12 protein-coding genes are annotated in these 15,474 nt (G+C 70.8%); 8 read left to right on the top strand and 4 right to left on the bottom strand.

Annotated features, from left to right (window positions below; genetic code table 11):
• Positions 1–30 precede the first annotated feature (30 nt).
• Complete coding sequence (locus FHR32_RS09655) at positions 31–1,560, top strand: dolichyl-phosphate-mannose--protein mannosyltransferase (protein WP_246466067.1); 1,530 nt, start codon at positions 31–33, stop codon at positions 1,558–1,560.
• Here the strand turns inward: FHR32_RS09655 and FHR32_RS09650 are convergent.
• A complete protein-coding gene (locus FHR32_RS09650; RefSeq protein ID WP_246466065.1) occupies positions 1,508–3,016 on the bottom strand; it encodes a hypothetical protein in 1,509 nt (502 codons plus the stop codon). The two genes, FHR32_RS09655 and FHR32_RS09650, sit on opposite strands and share 53 nt — an antisense overlap.
• A gap of 127 nt (positions 3,017–3,143) precedes the next feature.
• On the opposite strand from FHR32_RS09650, the gene FHR32_RS09645 reads away from it, so the two are divergent.
• The 3 genes from FHR32_RS09645 to FHR32_RS09635 all read left to right on the top strand — a co-directional run bounded on the left by FHR32_RS09645 (position 3,144) and on the right by FHR32_RS09635 (position 7,207).
• On the top strand, positions 3,144–4,388 hold the full coding sequence (locus FHR32_RS09645; RefSeq protein WP_184753999.1) for a glycosyltransferase family 2 protein: 1,245 nt from the start codon (positions 3,144–3,146) through the stop codon (positions 4,386–4,388).
• A 25-nt stretch (positions 4,389–4,413) separates the two neighbouring features.
• A complete protein-coding gene (gene metG / locus FHR32_RS09640) occupies positions 4,414–6,195 on the top strand; it encodes a methionine--tRNA ligase (protein WP_184753998.1) in 1,782 nt (593 codons plus the stop codon).
• 151 nt (positions 6,196–6,346) lie between these two features.
• The gene (locus FHR32_RS09635) at positions 6,347–7,207 is read left to right on the top strand and encodes a TatD family hydrolase (RefSeq protein ID WP_184753997.1); all 861 of its coding nucleotides are present in this window, start codon (positions 6,347–6,349) and stop codon (positions 7,205–7,207) included.
• Between the two features lie 14 nt (positions 7,208–7,221).
• Here the strand turns inward: FHR32_RS09635 and FHR32_RS09630 are convergent, their stop codons facing one another.
• Together FHR32_RS09630 and FHR32_RS44170 are read right to left on the bottom strand one after the other, a co-directional pair.
• Complete coding sequence (locus FHR32_RS09630; RefSeq protein ID WP_184753996.1) at positions 7,222–8,595, bottom strand: FG-GAP repeat protein; 1,374 nt, start codon at positions 8,593–8,595, stop codon at positions 7,222–7,224.
• On the bottom strand, positions 8,592–10,124 hold the full coding sequence (locus tag FHR32_RS44170) for a serine/threonine-protein kinase (protein ID WP_312882210.1): 1,533 nt from the start codon (positions 10,122–10,124) through the stop codon (positions 8,592–8,594). Before FHR32_RS44170 ends, FHR32_RS09630 begins: the two co-directional genes overlap by 4 nt.
• Before the next feature lie 219 nt (positions 10,125–10,343).
• On the opposite strand from FHR32_RS44170, the gene rsmA reads away from it, so the two are divergent.
• The 3 genes from rsmA to FHR32_RS09610 all read left to right on the top strand — a co-directional run bounded on the left by rsmA (position 10,344) and on the right by FHR32_RS09610 (position 14,029).
• Complete coding sequence (gene rsmA / locus FHR32_RS09620) at positions 10,344–11,189, top strand: 16S rRNA (adenine(1518)-N(6)/adenine(1519)-N(6))-dimethyltransferase RsmA (protein WP_184753995.1); 846 nt, start codon at positions 10,344–10,346, stop codon at positions 11,187–11,189.
• A 107-nt stretch (positions 11,190–11,296) separates the two neighbouring features.
• On the top strand, positions 11,297–12,199 hold the full coding sequence (locus FHR32_RS09615; RefSeq protein ID WP_184753994.1) for a 4-(cytidine 5'-diphospho)-2-C-methyl-D-erythritol kinase: 903 nt from the start codon (positions 11,297–11,299) through the stop codon (positions 12,197–12,199).
• A 27-nt stretch (positions 12,200–12,226) separates the two neighbouring features.
• Entirely contained in the window at positions 12,227–14,029 is a 1,803-nt protein-coding gene (locus FHR32_RS09610; RefSeq protein ID WP_184753993.1) for an ABC-F family ATP-binding cassette domain-containing protein, read from the top strand.
• Between the two features lie 30 nt (positions 14,030–14,059).
• Here FHR32_RS09610 and FHR32_RS09605 read toward each other — a convergent pair whose 3' ends face one another.
• On the bottom strand, positions 14,060–14,602 hold the full coding sequence (locus tag FHR32_RS09605) for a MarR family winged helix-turn-helix transcriptional regulator (protein WP_184753992.1): 543 nt from the start codon (positions 14,600–14,602) through the stop codon (positions 14,060–14,062).
• A gap of 69 nt (positions 14,603–14,671) precedes the next feature.
• Between FHR32_RS09605 and FHR32_RS09600 the strand changes: the two genes are divergently transcribed.
• Positions 14,672–15,424 (top strand): trans-aconitate 2-methyltransferase, encoded by a 753-nt coding sequence (locus tag FHR32_RS09600; protein WP_184753991.1) that lies wholly within the window; start codon positions 14,672–14,674, stop codon positions 15,422–15,424.
• Positions 15,425–15,474 lie beyond the last annotated feature (50 nt).

Here is a 15,474-nt window from a genome sequence, read left to right as displayed (position 1 = left end):
GGATTAATGCGGAACCGACTGTCGCCCCCCATGCCGGGCAGCGTCCTGTGGGGCTGGCTGGGACCGCTGCTGGTCGCCGGGTTTGGAGCGATCCTGCGGTTCGCCGGCCTGGGCCGGCCGCACGCGGTCATGTTCGACGAGACGTTCTATGTCAAGGACGCGTTCGCACTGATCACCTATGGCGTGGAACGGGCCTCGGTCGGCAATGTCGAGAACCCGATCGCCGACCGCAAGCTTCTCGCGGGAGACACCGGCATCTGGGTCGCGTGCGCTCCGCCCGGCGCCGACCCCTGCCCGCTGTACGTGGCCCATCCGCCGCTGGGCAAGTGGATGATCGGCATCGGCGAGCAGCTCTTCGGCATGAACCCGTTCGGCTGGCGGTTCGCCGGGGCCGTGGTCGGCGTGCTGTCGATCCTGATCCTGGCCCGGGTCGCCCGCCGGATGACCCGCTCCACGCTGCTGGGCTGCCTGGCCGGTCTGCTCCTCGCGCTGGACGGGCTGCATTTCGTGCTGTCGCGGACCGCGCTGCTGGACATCTTCCTGATGTTCTTCGTGCTGGCCGGATTCGCCTGCCTGGTGGTCGACCGCGACCGGGCACGCGGCCGGCTCGTCGACTGGTACGAGACCTCGCCGCTGACCGACCACGGCCCGTGGCTGGGCCTGCGGCCGTGGCGGCTCACGGCCGGCGCCTGTCTGGGCGCGGCGTGCGCGGTCAAGTGGTCGGGAATCTTCTTCCTGCTCGCCTTCGCCGTGATGTCCCTCGTCTGGGACGCCGGAGCCCGCAGGGCGATCGGACTGCGCAGGCCCTACAGCGGGACGCTCAGCAAGGACCTGCCCACCGCGCTCTCGGCCGTGGCGGTGGTCCCGGCAATCACCTATCTGATCTCGTGGACCGGCTGGTTCGTCTCCGCACTCGGCTGGGGGCGCAACTGGGAGCGGGCGACCTCCCAGGGGCCCGCCTACTTCGTCTTCGACTCGATCCGGTCGTGGCTCTCCTACCAGGTGCAGGTCCTCGGCTACCACACCGGCCTGACGACCCCGCACCCCTACCAGTCCGATCCGTGGAGCTGGCCGCTGCTGCTCCGTCCGGTGGCGTTCTTCTGGGAGACGCCCCCGAGCGGGTGCGGGGCGGAGAAATGCGCCCAGGCGGTGCTCGGGGTCGGCACCCCGGTCATCTGGTACGGCGGGCTGGCCGCGCTCATCGCGATGGTCGCCTGGTACGTCGCCACCCGCGACTGGCGGGCCGGAGCCGTCCTGCTGAGCTACGCCGCCGGCTGGCTGCCCTGGTTCTACTACGCCATCGCCGACAACCGGACCATGTATCTGTTCTACGCGATCCCCATGGTCCCCTTCATGATCCTCGCGCTGACCCTGGCCGCCGGGCTGGTCATCGGAAAGGCGGAGGCCGCGCCCAACCGCAGGGCGGCCGGAGCCGCGTTCGCCGGGGCCTTCATGATCCTCGCGCTGATCAACTTCGGGTGGCTCCACCCGGTGCTCACCGGCGAGATCATTCCGCACGCTCAGTGGTGGGCACGGATGCTGCTGGCGCGCTGGGTCTAGTGCATCCCCTGCGCAGGGAGATCGCGGCGGCGAGACAGGCCAGGGGCACGGCGGGCAGCAGGTAGCGGTAGTCGAACTCGGCGGTCGCGGCCGGGGCCAGGATGAGGCCGAAGGCCGCCAGCCAGGGCAGGAGCACCGGACCTCCCAGCGTGCGCCAGTGTGTCACCACCCCGGCCAGGCCGACCAGCAACAGGACAGCGATCAGGGTGCCCGGCAGCCGGACGATCCGCTGGTAGTCCTGCATGAAGGTGGCCCACGGCTCGTGGAGCCGGGTGCCGATCACCTTCGGCATACCGTCGATCATGGCCGTCGGCAGGCCCGGGTCGTACTTGCGCGCGTCGCCGTCGCTGGTGCCCTTGTAGGAGGACCAGGACGGCAGCACCCTGTCCTCGAAGGGGAACTCGTACTGCAGGTAGGTCTTGGCGTCGGGGAACTGCGGCCTTCCCCACTGGAAACCGCGGACGAAGTCGAGGCCGACCCGGGCGAGGTAGTCGCCGGGCTGGGACAGGATGGCCCGCTTGGCGAACGTCCCGGCGGTCTGGTTCACCTGCGGGGTGAACGTGCTGCCCGTCCCGAACGCGTGGAAGCGCTGGCCGGAGGTCCCGCTGGCCCACCAGAGGAAGCTCTGCCCGGAGAGGCCGCGCCGGTCCGGCGGGGCGCTGATGCACAGCAGGGCGAGCTCCAGCTCCTTGCGGGGGTCGACCCCCATCTTCTGGCAGTCGGCGAACAGCGCGGTCCGCATGTAGAGGATCGCGCCGTCGCTGTTGGTCATCGCGAGGTTGCCGTACGTCGAGGCGAACCAGGACATGTAGCCGACCACTGGGATCGCACACGCCGTGACCATGGCCGCGATCGGCTTCCAACCGGTCCGTTTGACCAGCATGTAGACCCCGACCAGCACGAGGATCGGCAGCCCGATCGATCGGGTGAGCGCGGTGAGGGCGAGCAGCAGGCCGATCATCACGCCGAGCCGCCACGACGGCTTCGGATGCCAGAGCACCAGCGTGATGACGCCCACCACCAGCAGCATGAACATCGTGTCGGACATGACCAGGTGTTCGAGCTGCATCTGGTAGGCGTCGAACAGGACGGGTAGCGTGGCCAGCGTCGCCCCCCAGCCGGGCAGGCCGAACCTCTTGCGCAGCAGGGCGTAGACCAGCACCCCGACGGACAGGCCCATCAGATGCTGGGTGAAGGCCACCAGACCGAAACTGTGGAAGGGCCGCAACAGGAGGAGCCAGAAGGAATAACCGTTCGGGCGCAGGGCACTGGGTCTCCCGGGGTTGATCGCCCCCGAGACGTATTCGAAGGAGTCGTTGAACCACAGAGCCGGGCCGTACCCGATCATGGCGACCACACGCAGCACGAAGGCCAGCGAGAGCACGGCCGCGAAGAGGCGGTGACGGCGCAGGAAAGCCCACAGACGCGCGGCCCAGTCCGCTGGAGGCGTGTCCATGTGTGCTCGTTCGGCAACGGTCACCATGCATTACAGGATGCCAGTCGTTTCACGGAGTTGACCCGCGCAGTAGACGACAGAGGGCATCATGATGAGATTGGTCTGTGCCGTAATGAGGGGTTGAGACGTGGAACTGACCGTGGTGATGCCTTGTTTGAATGAGGCGGAGACCGTGGAGACCTGCGTACGCAAGGCACTGGCCTGCATGCGGGAACACGGGATAGACGGAGAGGTGCTGATCGCCGACAACGGCAGCACCGACGGCTCGCAGCAGCTCGCGCGAGACGCGGGTGCCCGGGTCGTGCACGTGGACGCCAAGGGCTACGGAAACGCGCTCATGGGCGGCATCCGGGCGGCGCGCGGCCGATACGTCATCATGGGCGACGCCGACGACTCCTACGACTTCACCGCGCTGCTGCCGTTCGTCGAGCAGCTGCGCGACGGGGCCGACCTGGTGATGGGCAACCGGTTCAAGGGCGGCATCGCGCCGGGCGCCATGCCCCCGCTCCACCGCTACCTCGGCAACCCGGTGCTCTCCTTCATCGGCCGCCTGTTCTTCCCCAGCGCCATCGGTGACTTCCACTGCGGCCTGCGGGGTTTCCGGCGTGACTCCATCCTCAAGCTCGGTCTGCAGACCGGCGGCATGGAGTTCGCCAGCGAGATGGTGGTGCGCTCGACGCTGTCCGGGCTGGACGTGCGCGAGGTGCCCACCACGCTGTCGCCCGACGGCCGCTCCCGCCCGCCGCACCTGCGTTCCTGGCGTGACGGCTGGCGCCACCTGCGCTTCCTGATGCTCTACAGCCCGCGCTGGCTGTTCCTCATCCCCGGCCTGGTCCTGATGACCGTCGGCCTGGTCGGGGGCACCGCCCTGACCTTCGGGCCGGTCTACATCGGCAAGCTCGCCTTCGACGTCGACACCCTGGTCGGCGCCTCGGCCGCGCTGGTGATCGGCTTCCAGGCGGTGCTGTTCGCGGTGTTCACCAAGGTGTACGCGGCGGAGGAGGGCTTCCTGCCGGAGGACAGGCGGGTGCGCAAGCTCGTCGACATCGTGAGCCTGGAGAAGGGCCTGATCGCCGGCGGTCTGCTGGCCCTGGCCGGTCTCGGCGGCCTGGTCGCCTCGCTGGTCCACTGGCAGACGCGCAGCTTCGGCACGCTGATCCCGTCGGAGTCGCTGCGCCTGGTCGTGCCCTCGGCCACCGCGCTGATCATGAGCTTCCAGACCATCTTCGCGTCGCTGTTCATCAGCATCCTGGGCATCCGCCGCACCAGGGAGACGCCCATCGACGTGGCCGCCTCCGCCGCGGAGGAGGCCGCCGAAGCCGTGACCCGGGAGGGCGGCAAAACCGTAAACCGGGAGAGCACCAAGGCCTGAGCTCGCGTCCCTTAGGCTTGTCCTCATGTCCCAGCACATCCTGACCGCCGTCGCCTGGCCCTACGCCAACGGCCCCCGCCACATCGGGCACGTCTCCGGATTCGGCGTGCCGTCCGACATCTTCAGCCGTTACCAGCGGATGGCGGGCAACAAGGTCCTGATGGTGAGCGGGACCGACGAGCACGGCACTCCGATCCAGGTGCAGGCCGACAACGAGGGCGTGACCGCACGCGAGCTCGCCGACCGTTACAACCGGGTGATCGTCGAGGATCTCCAGGCGCTGGGGCTCTCCTACGACCTGTTCACCCGGACCACGACCGAGAACCACTACGCCGTCGTGCAGGAGATCTTCAAGGGTCTGTACGACAACGGTTACATCTTCCCCAAGACCACGATGGGCGCGATCTCACCGTCCACCGGCCGCACCCTGCCCGACCGCTACATCGAGGGCACCTGCCCGATCTGCGGCTACGACAGCGCCCGCGGCGACCAGTGCGACAACTGCGGCAACCAGCTCGACCCGATCCAGCTGATCAACCCGGTCAGCAGGATCAACGGCGAGACGCCCGACTTCGTGGAGACCGAGCACTTCATGCTCGACCTGCCCGCGTTCGGCGAGGTGCTGGCGTCCTGGCTCGAGTCCAAGCAGGGCGAGTGGCGGACCAACGTGCTGAAGTTCGCCCTCAACATGCTCGGCGACCTGCAGCCCCGCGCGATGAGCCGCGACCTCGACTGGGGCGTGCCGATCCCGCTGGACGGCTGGCGCGACCAGCCCAACAAGCGGCTCTACGTCTGGTTCGACGCCGTCATCGGCTATCTCAGCGCCTCCATCGAGTGGGCCCGCCGCTCCGGAGACCCGGACGCCTGGCGGCGGTGGTGGCAGGACCCCGAGGCCCTCAGCTACTACTTCATGGGCAAGGACAACATCGTCTTCCACGCCGAGATCTGGCCGGCGCTGCTGCTCGGCTACAACGGCAAGGGGGCCCGTGACGGCAAGCCGGGCTCTCTCGGCGCGCTGAACCTGCCCTCCGAGGTCGTCTCCAGCGAGTTCCTGACCATGGAGGGGCGCAAGTTCTCCTCCTCGCGCCAGGTCGTCATCTACGTGCGCGACTTCCTGGAGCGCTACGACGCCGACGCGCTGCGCTACTACATCGCGGTGGCCGGCCCGGAGACCCAGGACACCGACTTCACCTGGTCGGAGTTCCTCAACCGCAACAACGGCGAGCTGGTGGCCGCCTGGGGCAACCTGGTCAACCGCTCGATCTCGATGGCCGCCAAGAACTTCGGCGTCATCCCCGAGCTGGGCGATCTCACCACCGCCGACCAGGCGATGCTGGAGCGCAGCCGCGCCGCCTTCCCCAAGGCCGCCGCCGAGCTGGAGCACTGCCGGTTCAAGAACGCGACGAACGAGGCGTTCGAGGTCATCCGCGAGGCCAACAAGTATCTGGCCGAGCAGGAGCCCTGGAAGATCAAGGACGACCCCGCGCGGGTCGCGACCATCCTCCACGTGGCCCTGCAGGTCGTCGACGACGCCAAGACCCTGCTCACCCCGGTCCTGCCCAACTCCTCCAACAAGATCTACGCGATGCTCGGCGGCACCGGCGTCTGGTCGGGCATGCCGGAGATCCACGAGGTCACCGACGACGACGGGCGGACCTACCCGATCATCACCGGCTCCTACGAGGGCGCCGCGCGCTGGGAGTCGACCCCGATCCAGGCCGGTACCCCGCTCGCCCCGCCGACCCCGCTGTTCCCCAAGCTCGACTCGAAGATCGTCGATGAGGAGCTCGCCCGCCTGAACGGGTGACACGCCTCCGATGCGGCAGGCGCCCCGCCGATCCCGTCACGGCGATCGGCGGGGACGCCGCCGATCCCGCGGCCCGGGAGGCCCGATCCCGCCGGGGTGGGATCGGCGGGACGGTGCGGAGCCGTACCGGCTCCTCGGTAGGTTGGGCTGCGTGAGCACGACGAAGCTTCCCGCCGCCCCCGAACCTCTGGCCACCGAGGTGTTCGACAGCCACTGCCACCTGGACATCATGGTGGGAAACCGCCAGGCGTCCTCGGGAGACCCCGTCGCCCAAGCCGCCCAGGCGGCTCGGGCGAGCGTCGAGGGGATCCTCAGGGAGGCCCGCGCGGTCGGCGTGACCCGGCTCGTCACGATCGGCTACGACCTGCCGTCCTCACGCTGGAACGCCGACACGGCGGGGCTGCACGCCGACGTCTACGCCGGGGTGGCGATCCACCCCAACGAGGCGCACGCCTCGACGCCGGAGACCCTCGCCGAGATCGAGGAGCTGGCCCGGCTCCCCCACGTCAGGGCGGTGGGGGAGACCGGTCTCGACTACTACCGCGACTGGGCGTCCAAGGACGACCAGCACGCGAGCTTCCGGGCGCACATCGAGATCGCCAAGCGGGCCGGCAAGGCCCTGGTGATCCACGACCGCGAGGCCCACGACGACGTGCTGCGCGTGCTGGCCGACCAGGGCGCCCCGGAGATCGTGGTCTTCCACAGCTTCTCCGGTGACGCGGAGATGGCGGGGAAGTGCGCCGAGGCCGGTTACTTCATGTCCTTCTCCGGCCCGGTCACCTACAAGAACGCCGCCTACCTGCGCGAGGCGGCGGCGGTCGCGCCCAGGGAGCTGATGCTCGTCGAGACGGACGCCCCCTACCTCCCGCCGACCCCGCACCGGGGCAAGCCCAACGCGCCCTATCTCATCCCCCTCACGCTGCGCTGCCTGGCCGAGGTCAAGGGGATGGAGGCGGCCGAGCTCGCCTCGGCCATCAACGCGAACGGGGAGACCGTCTTCGGTCCCTGGTGACCCGCCGCGGGAGCTCAGCCCACCGCCGCGCCGAAGTCGACCGAGCCGCCGCCGTCGATGAGGGGCACCTGACCGGCCCCGGGCGCGAGCGGGATTCCGGTGGCGTCGTTACGGCCCAGCAGCGTCAGCGCCCCCGGAGTGCCCTTGTCCGGCGCACCGGTCACCAGGCGGTTCCCGCTGAACCCCACCGCCCAGCCGACGTGGTCGCCGGCCCCGCCCTGGGCGGCCAGCCGGGCCTGGCCCGGATCCCCCACCGGAATCACCCACACGCCACCCCGCTGGTCCGGCCCGTCGAACGGAACCCCCACGGCCAGCCGGACCCCTCCCTCCGCGGTGAGCGCCAGGGAGAAGCCGTACCCTTCTCCGGGCGCGCCCTCCGCACCCTGGTCGAAGGTGCCCGCAGGGGTGATCTCCGCGGTGCTGGACGCCTGGAAGAGCGTGACCAGCCCGGAGTCCTTCACCCGCCCGCCGTCGCCGAGCGGCGCGCTCACCGCCAGGTAGCCCACGTCCCCCTCCTGCGCGTAGGCCATCGCGTAGCCGAACCGGTCGCCCGCGTCGGTGTCGACGATCTCGTGCAGATCCCACTTCCTGCCGGTGTACCTCCCCTGGGAGTTCCGCACATCGAAGAGCACGGCGATCGATCCCGAGTCGGTCTTCCCCTCGCCGTTCTGCCGTCCCACCCCGTCGTCGTTCTCGTACGGGGCGCCGACCACGAGATCCGCCTCCTCGGCGACGCCTCCCAGCCTGCCGATCGCCACCGACCAGCCGAACATGTCGCCGACCTCGCTGTTGCCGGAGACCCCCGCGCTGTCCTGGGAGATCCGCCGGGCGCCGCCGAGCCCGCCGGCCTCGAACAGGTATACCGACCCCGCGTCGGCGACCCCGTCGGCGTCCTCGTACGGCGCGCCGACCGCGACGAGGGTCCCGCCGGAGGCCAGGGACCAGCCGAAGTGGGCGTCGGGCTCCGGCCGGGGGGCGACCACGCGGACCGTTCTGCGCTGCGCCCCGCCGTACACGGCGTAGACCGCGCCCGCGTCCCGCTCTCCCGCCACGTCCGCGTACGGCGCGCCGATCAGCAGGTCGGCGCAGCGGTCGGCATCCAGGTGGGTCAGCTTCACCGACCATCCGAAACCGTCGCCCGCGCCGGGCTCGGGAGCGCTCACGACGGTCCCGCCCGCACCCCGGCCGAACAGCACGTGCACGGCTCCGGCGCCGCCGGCCCCGGCCAGATCCGCGGACGGGTCGCCGACCGCCACGTCGTCCGTGCCGTCGCCGTCGAAGTCGCTCCCGCTCGCCGCGGAGCAGTCGGCAGAGGCCGCGGCCAGTCCGGGGAGCACCGGCGGCACCGTAAACACCACCGCGACCAGCAGGGACGCCAGGAGCCTCATGACAGCCTCACCTCGATGCTCTTGCCGCCCTCGATCACGCGGCCGGTCAGCTTCAGCGGTCTACGGGCCGGGGGCAGGTCGTAGACGAGGACTCCGTCCACTTTGCCGCCGGGAGCCAGCGTGCCCGGCAGGCCCGTGGAGACCGGCTCGGGGCTGTGTGCCGAGCCGCGGTCGTCCACCAGGGTGAGCGGGGCGCGGCTGATCGGAAAAGCCTGGCCCGCCGTGTTGAGCAGGGTCCACCGGACCGCGCAGAACCGGCCGCGGGCCGGGACGGCGCCCTGGTAACCGGTCAGGCCGCACCGGGGGGCCTGGGGGATGAGCAGTTGTGGATCCTCGACGAAGGAGCCCGTCGCGATCCGCCGGCCCACGTCGGTGACGCCCGCGCCCGCGGTGGCGACGGCCGTGGACGGCGTCGCCCCGCCGGCTCCGCCACCCGCGTTGACCAGCACGGCGGCCGTGACCGCCAGGGCCGCCGCGACGGCCGCACCGACGAGCGGCCACCGCCGCCGGGCCGGCCGCTCCCCGGCGCCGGCCGGAGCGGACGGGGCGGGAGCGGCCGGGGGAGCGTCCACGGCGGGCACGCCGAGGATCCGGGTGGAGTCGGGCTCCACATTGGCCGGCGCCCGCCACGACCGGCTGAGCATGTCGATGGCGATCAGGGTGGGCGGGTCCTCCGGGACCGGTGCCGCCTCGCCCGGTGCCGCTATCCCGCCGCCGACCAGTGCGATCAGCAGGTCCTGCGCGCTGGGCCGCCGGTAGGGGTCCATCGCGGTGGCCCGGCGCACCAGGCCGTCGAGCGGGGCGGGGAGCGCGCCCAGGTCGGGCGGGGTGTTCAGCAGCCGGGTGGCCATGGTGATCAGATCGCCCCGGCCGTACGGGTGGCGGCCGTTGCCCGCGTAGGCGATCAGGCAGCCCCAGGCGAAGACGTCTGCGGCCGGGGTGATCTCCAGGCCGCGCACCTGCTCGGGAGCCCACCAGCCGGGGCTGCCGAGCACCTCGCCCGACCGGGTGAAGCCGTGGGTCGCGTCCAGTGCCCGGGCGATGCCGAAATCGATCACGCGGGGGCCGGACATGGACAGGATCACGTTGGCGGGCTTGAGGTCGCGGTGGACCAGCCCGGCGACGTGGATGGCGGCCAGCGCGGCGGCGACCCCCAGGGCCACGCCGTGCAGGGGACCGGGGTCGAGTGCGCCGTGCTGGGTGATCTGGCGGGACAGCGGGGTGCCCGCGATGTATTCGGTGACCATGTACGGCCGGCCGTCCTCGCCGTTGCCGTTGTCGAGCACCTGGGCGGTGCAGAAGGAGGCCACGCGCCGGGCGTTCTCCACCTCCGTGTGGAACCTCGCGGCGAACCCGTCCTCGACCGCGAACTCCGCCTTGACCATCTTGACCGCCACCGGCCGTCCGGTCGGGGCCAGCGCGAAATAGACGGTGCCCATGCCGCCCTCGCCGAGCCGTCCGAGCAGCCGGTAACCCCCGACCTGCTCGGGATCGCCGGGGCGTAATCCCTCGACACCGGGCTGGTTCACGTGTTCATCACGGGGCGGATTCCCTCCCATACTGACAAGCCCCCGTATGGCAACGTTATCCACAACGGGGTCTCCCGTGTTCCCGACGCGTCGTCACAGTGTGTTCGATGCGCGAAACTTGTCGGATGACGTGGGGAGTGCATCCGTGAGTGAGCGCAGCGAACGATTCCGTGGGCCCGGCGGCCCGGCGGGCGGCATCTTGCCGGACGGGGAACCAGCATGAGCCTTCTGGGTCCGGTGGAGATACGTAATCTGGCGGAAAAGCTGGATATCCGTCCGACGAAGAAGCTCGGCCAGAACTTCGTGATCGACGGCGGTACGGTCCGCCGGATCGTCCGGGTCGCCGGGCTGCGGCCTGACGACGTGGTCATCGAGGTCGGCCCCGGGCTGGGCTCGCTCACCCTCGCGCTGCTTCCCGAGGTCCGCGCCGTGGTGGCGGTGGAGATCGACCCGGTCCTGGCCGCTCAGCTCCCGCTGACCGTCGCCGAGCGGGCTCCGGAGTTCGCCGACCGTCTCACCGTCGTGCTCGCCGACGCCATGCGGGTCCTGCCGGACGACCTGCCCCAGGAGAAGCCGACCGCGTTGGTCGCCAACCTGCCCTACAACGTGTCCGTTCCGGTGGTGTTACACCTGTTGGAGACCCTGCCGTCCCTGCGCACCATCCTGGTCATGGTCCAGTCCGAGGTCGCCGACCGGCTGGCCGCCGGGCCCGGTTCCAAGGTTTACGGCATCCCCTCGGTCAAGGCGGCCTGGTACGCCGACGTCCGCCGGGCCGGTCCGGTCGGCCGTACGGTCTTCTGGCCGATCCCCAACGTCGACTCCGGCCTCGTCGCGATGACGCGCCGCGAGCCGCCCTCGACCAGGGCCGCCCGCGAGGACGTCTTCGCCGTCGTCGACGCCGCCTTCGCCCAGCGTCGCAAGACCCTGCGCGCCGCCCTGGCCTCCTGGGCCGGTACGGCCGCCGCCGCCGAGCAGGCGCTCCGCGCCGCCGGGATCGACCCCTCGGAGCGGGGCGAGCAACTCACCGTCGAGGATTTCGCGCGGATCGCCGAGAACCGCGCGTAGGGCGTGCTCCCGCCCCGGGCGGAGGGTGTCTCGCGCGAGGGGGAGGAGACCCCGTTACGATCGGAGACCGTGACGAGCAAGCCAGCGCCGATGCCGACGAGGCGCGCATGAACTCCGTGACCGTCCGGGTGCCCGCCAAGGTCAACCTGCAGCTCGCGGTGGGTCCGCTGCGGGATGACGGCTACCACGACCTGGTGAACGTCTTCCACGCCGTGTCGATCTTCGACGAGGTGACGGCCACCGCGAAGACCGGGATGAGCGTCCGGGTCGAGGGCGAGTGCGCCGACCAGGTGCCCGATGACGACAACAACCTCGCCATCCAGGCCGCCCTCGCGCTGGCCGGGCACGCGGGGCGGTCCTACGGCGTGAACCTGGTCATCCGCAAGGCGATCCCGGTGGCGGGAGGCATGGCCGGCGGCAGCGCCGACGCCGCCGCCGCGCTGGTCGCCTGTAACGAGCTGTGGGGCCTCGGCCTGCCGATCGAGGACCTGTTGGAGATCGCCGCCGACCTCGGCAGCGACGTCCCGTTCGCGCTGCTCGGCGGGACGGCCGTCGGCATCGGCAGGGGGGAGCGGCTCACCCCGCTGGAGGTCGGTGGCAGGTTCCACTGGGTGTTCGCCCTGGCCGACGGCGGCCTGTCCACGGCCAAGGTCTACGCCGAGTGCGACCGCATGCGCGAGGCCCTTGGCGAGACGGTCGCCTGGCCCCGGGCCTCCGACCCGCTGCTGGCCGCGCTCCGCCGGGGAGACGCCAAGGCGCTGGGCGCCGAACTGGTCAACGACCTGCAGCCCGCCGCCGTGATGCTCCGGCGCTCCCTGGCCCGCACCCTGGACGCCGGCCGCGAGCACGGCGCCCTCGGCGCGCTCGTCTCCGGCTCCGGGCCCACCTGCGCCTTCCTCGCCGACTCCGAGGCCCACGCCGAGGAGCTGGCCGTGTCCCTCACGGCCACAGGCGTGGCCCGTGACGTCATCACCGCCTACGGCCCGGTCTCCGGGCCGACGGTTGTGTAGGCCGGGACCGGATACCCTTGTAAAGCGATGAATCTGGTCAACCTTGAGTCGGTCTCCCACTCCTACGGTCCCAAGCCGCTGCTGCGCGACGTCTCCCTCGGCATCGAGTCGGGCGACCGCATCGGGGTGGTCGGCCGCAACGGCGGCGGAAAAACCACGCTCATCTCGGTGATCGCCGGTGATCTCAAGCCCAACGGCGGGCGGGTCACCCACAACCGGGGCCTCCACGTGGCGACTCTGTCGCAGGGGGACGACCTCGATCCGGCGCTGTCGGTGCAGGAGATCGTCCTGGGCGACAGGCCCGAGCACGAATGGGCGGGCGAGGCGGGCATCCGCGAGATCCTCGCCAACCTGCTCGGCGACATCGACCTCACCGCGCTCGCCGCGAGCCTGTCGGGTGGTGAGCGGCGCCGCACGGCGCTCGCCAGGCTGCTCATCGGCGAGCACGACCTGATCATCCTGGACGAGCCCACCAACCACCTCGACATCGAGGCGATCGACTGGCTCGCCAGGCACCTGTCCGGCAGGAAGACCGCGCTGCTGGTCGTCACGCACGACCGGTGGTTCCTGGACGCGGTCTCCACCCGGACCTGGGAGGTCGTGGACGGCTCGGTCGAGCGCTACGAAGGCGGATACGCCGCCTACGTGCTGGCCAAGGCCGAGCGCGCCCGGGTAGCCGCCGCCTCCGAGGCCCGCCGGCAGAACCTGATGCGCAAGGAGATCGCCTGGCTCCGCCGGGGTCCGCCCGCGCGCACATCCAAGCCCAAGTTCCGCATCGACGCGGCCCAGGCGCTGATCGCCGACGAGCCCCCGGCCCGGGAGAGCGTCGAGCTGGTCAAGTTCGCCGCCGCCAGGCTGGGCCGTACGGTCTACGACCTTGAGGACGTCACCCTGCACGCCGGTGGTCCCGGACGGGGCCCGCTGGTCCTGGACCACTCCACCTGGCAGTTCGGCCCGGGAGACAGGATCGGCCTGATCGGGGTGAACGGCTCGGGCAAGTCCTCGGTGCTGCGCCTGCTCGCCGACACCGTTCAGCCCGACTCCGGCAGGGTGGTGCGGGGCAGGACGGTCCGCCTGGCGCACCTGTCGCAGGAGCTGGGCGAGCTCGATCCCACCCGCAGGGTGCTGGAGACCGTCGAGGAGATCCGCAAGTTCATCCAGGTCGGCAAGAAGGAGTGGACCGCCTCCCAGCTCCTGGAGCGTCTCGGCTTCAAGGGCGACGCCCAGTGGAAGGTCGTCGGCGATCTGTCCGGCGGCGAGCGGCGGCGGCTCCAGCTGCTGCGCCTGCTGATGGACGACCCGAACGTGCTGCTGCTCGACGAGCCGACGAACGACCTTGACATCGAGACGCTGAACGAGCTGGAGGACCTGCTCGACGGCTGGCCCGGCACGCTGATCCTGGTCAGCCACGACCGTTACTTCCTGGAGCGTGTCTCCGACCGGACTGTCGCGCTGCTCGGCGACGGCAAGCTGTCGATGCTCCCGGGTGGTGTGGACGAATACCTGGCGCGGCGCGCCTCGGGGGCGGCGCTGTCGGCCCGGGCGGCGTCCGGCGCCTCGGCTCCCGCGCCCGCCGGGCCGGCCCCGCAGGCATCCGAGACCGGCCTGTCGGCCAAGGAGGAGCGCGAGCTCCGCAAGGAGCTCTCCCGTCTGGAGCGTCAGCTCGACAAGCTGAGCAGCCGCGAGGCCAGACTCCACGCCTCCATGGCCGACGCCGCCGCCGACTACGGCCGGCTGGCCTCCCTCGACGCGGAGCTCAAGGACATCATCGCCGAGAAGGACACCGTCGAGGCCGAATGGCTGGAGGCGGCCGACCGCCTCGGTGAGTGAACGTTCATCCCTCTCCGAGGGGCATAGTGCTCAGTGCGCTCCGGTGCCGGTCGCGTCAAAAGGGATGAGTAGTGTGCGCAGCAGGCCCGACAGGGCCTGCTGTTCATGTTTTCCGAGGCCTGCCAGCAGCTCGCGCTCGCGCCGGAGCAGGTCGGCGAAGGCGCTGTCCACCCGGGACCGTCCGGCGTCGGTGAGGGACACCAGGACTCCGCGCCGGTCCTCGGGATCGGGGCGCCTGCGGACCAGCCCGGCGGTGGCGAGGCGGTCGATCCGGTTGGTCATCGTCCCGGACGTCACCAGAGTCGCGCGCAGCAGCGCTCCGGGGCTCAGCTCGTACGGCTCGCCGGCCCTGCGCAGGGCGGTGAGCACGTCGAACTCCCAGGTCTCCAGGCCGTGTTCGGCGAAGGAGGCCCGGCGGGCGCGGTCCAGGTGCCGGGCGAGCCGGGAGACCCGGCTGAGCACCTGGAGCGGCTCCACATCCAGGTCGGGCCGCTCCTGGCGCCAGGCGGCGACCAGGTGATCGACCTCGTCCGCGGGGCGGTCGGCGTCGTGATCCGCGTGGTGCAGGGTCATACGGCAGAGTGTATCTTTCTTGACATCGAGATATCTTTCTCGATATCAAGTATCTTTATGTCGAGAGATATGTGGGACCCAGTCATCTACGGCCGCTACGCCGACGAGCGTTCGCGGCCCTTCTTCGATCTCGTCGCCCGGATATCCGCCGAGCGTCCCGGCCGCGTGGTCGACGCGGGCTGCGGCAGCGGCGAGCTCACCGCCGAACTCGCCCGGCGCTGGCCGGACGCCGAGGTCCACGGCTTCGACTCCTCACCCGCGATGATCGGGAAGGCTCCGGCGGGGGAGCGGCTGACCTTCTCCGTCGGCGATGTCACGCGGTGGCAACCCGAGCGCCCGGTGGACGTGATCGTGTCCAACGCGGTCCTGCAGTGGGTGCCCGAGCACCGGGAACTGCTGCCGCGCTGGACCGGGGCACTGACCCCCGGAGGCTGGCTCGCCTTCCAGGTGCCGGGCAACTTCGACGCTCCCAGTCATGCGCTGGTCCGAGAGCTGTGCCGTACGGAATGGCGTGACCGGCTCGGCGACCTGGCCAGGGAGTCCCCGGTCGACGACCCGGCCGGCTATCTCCACCTGCTCACCGCGCTGGGCTGCCGGGTGGACGCCTGGGAGACCACCTACCTCCATGTGCTCCCCGGCGAGGACGCCGTGCTCCGGTGGATCACCGGCACCGCCCTGCGCCCCATGCTCGACCGGCTGGCCCCCGACGAGGCGGAGGCGTTCCTCGGCGACTGCGCCGCCCTGCTGAACGAGGCCTATCCGCGGCGGCCGTACGGGACGGTCTTCCCGTTCCGCCGGATCTTCGTGGTGGCCCAGAATTGATCGGCCGCCCAGAGTTTCTCGACAGATAACCGGGCATCAATAAATACTGC

Source organism: Streptosporangium album, assembly GCF_014203795.1.
Lineage (GTDB): Bacteria > Actinomycetota > Actinomycetes > Streptosporangiales > Streptosporangiaceae > Streptosporangium > Streptosporangium album.
Note: the sequence above shows the minus strand (reverse complement) of the source record. Positions and strands in the feature narration are given on the sequence as shown.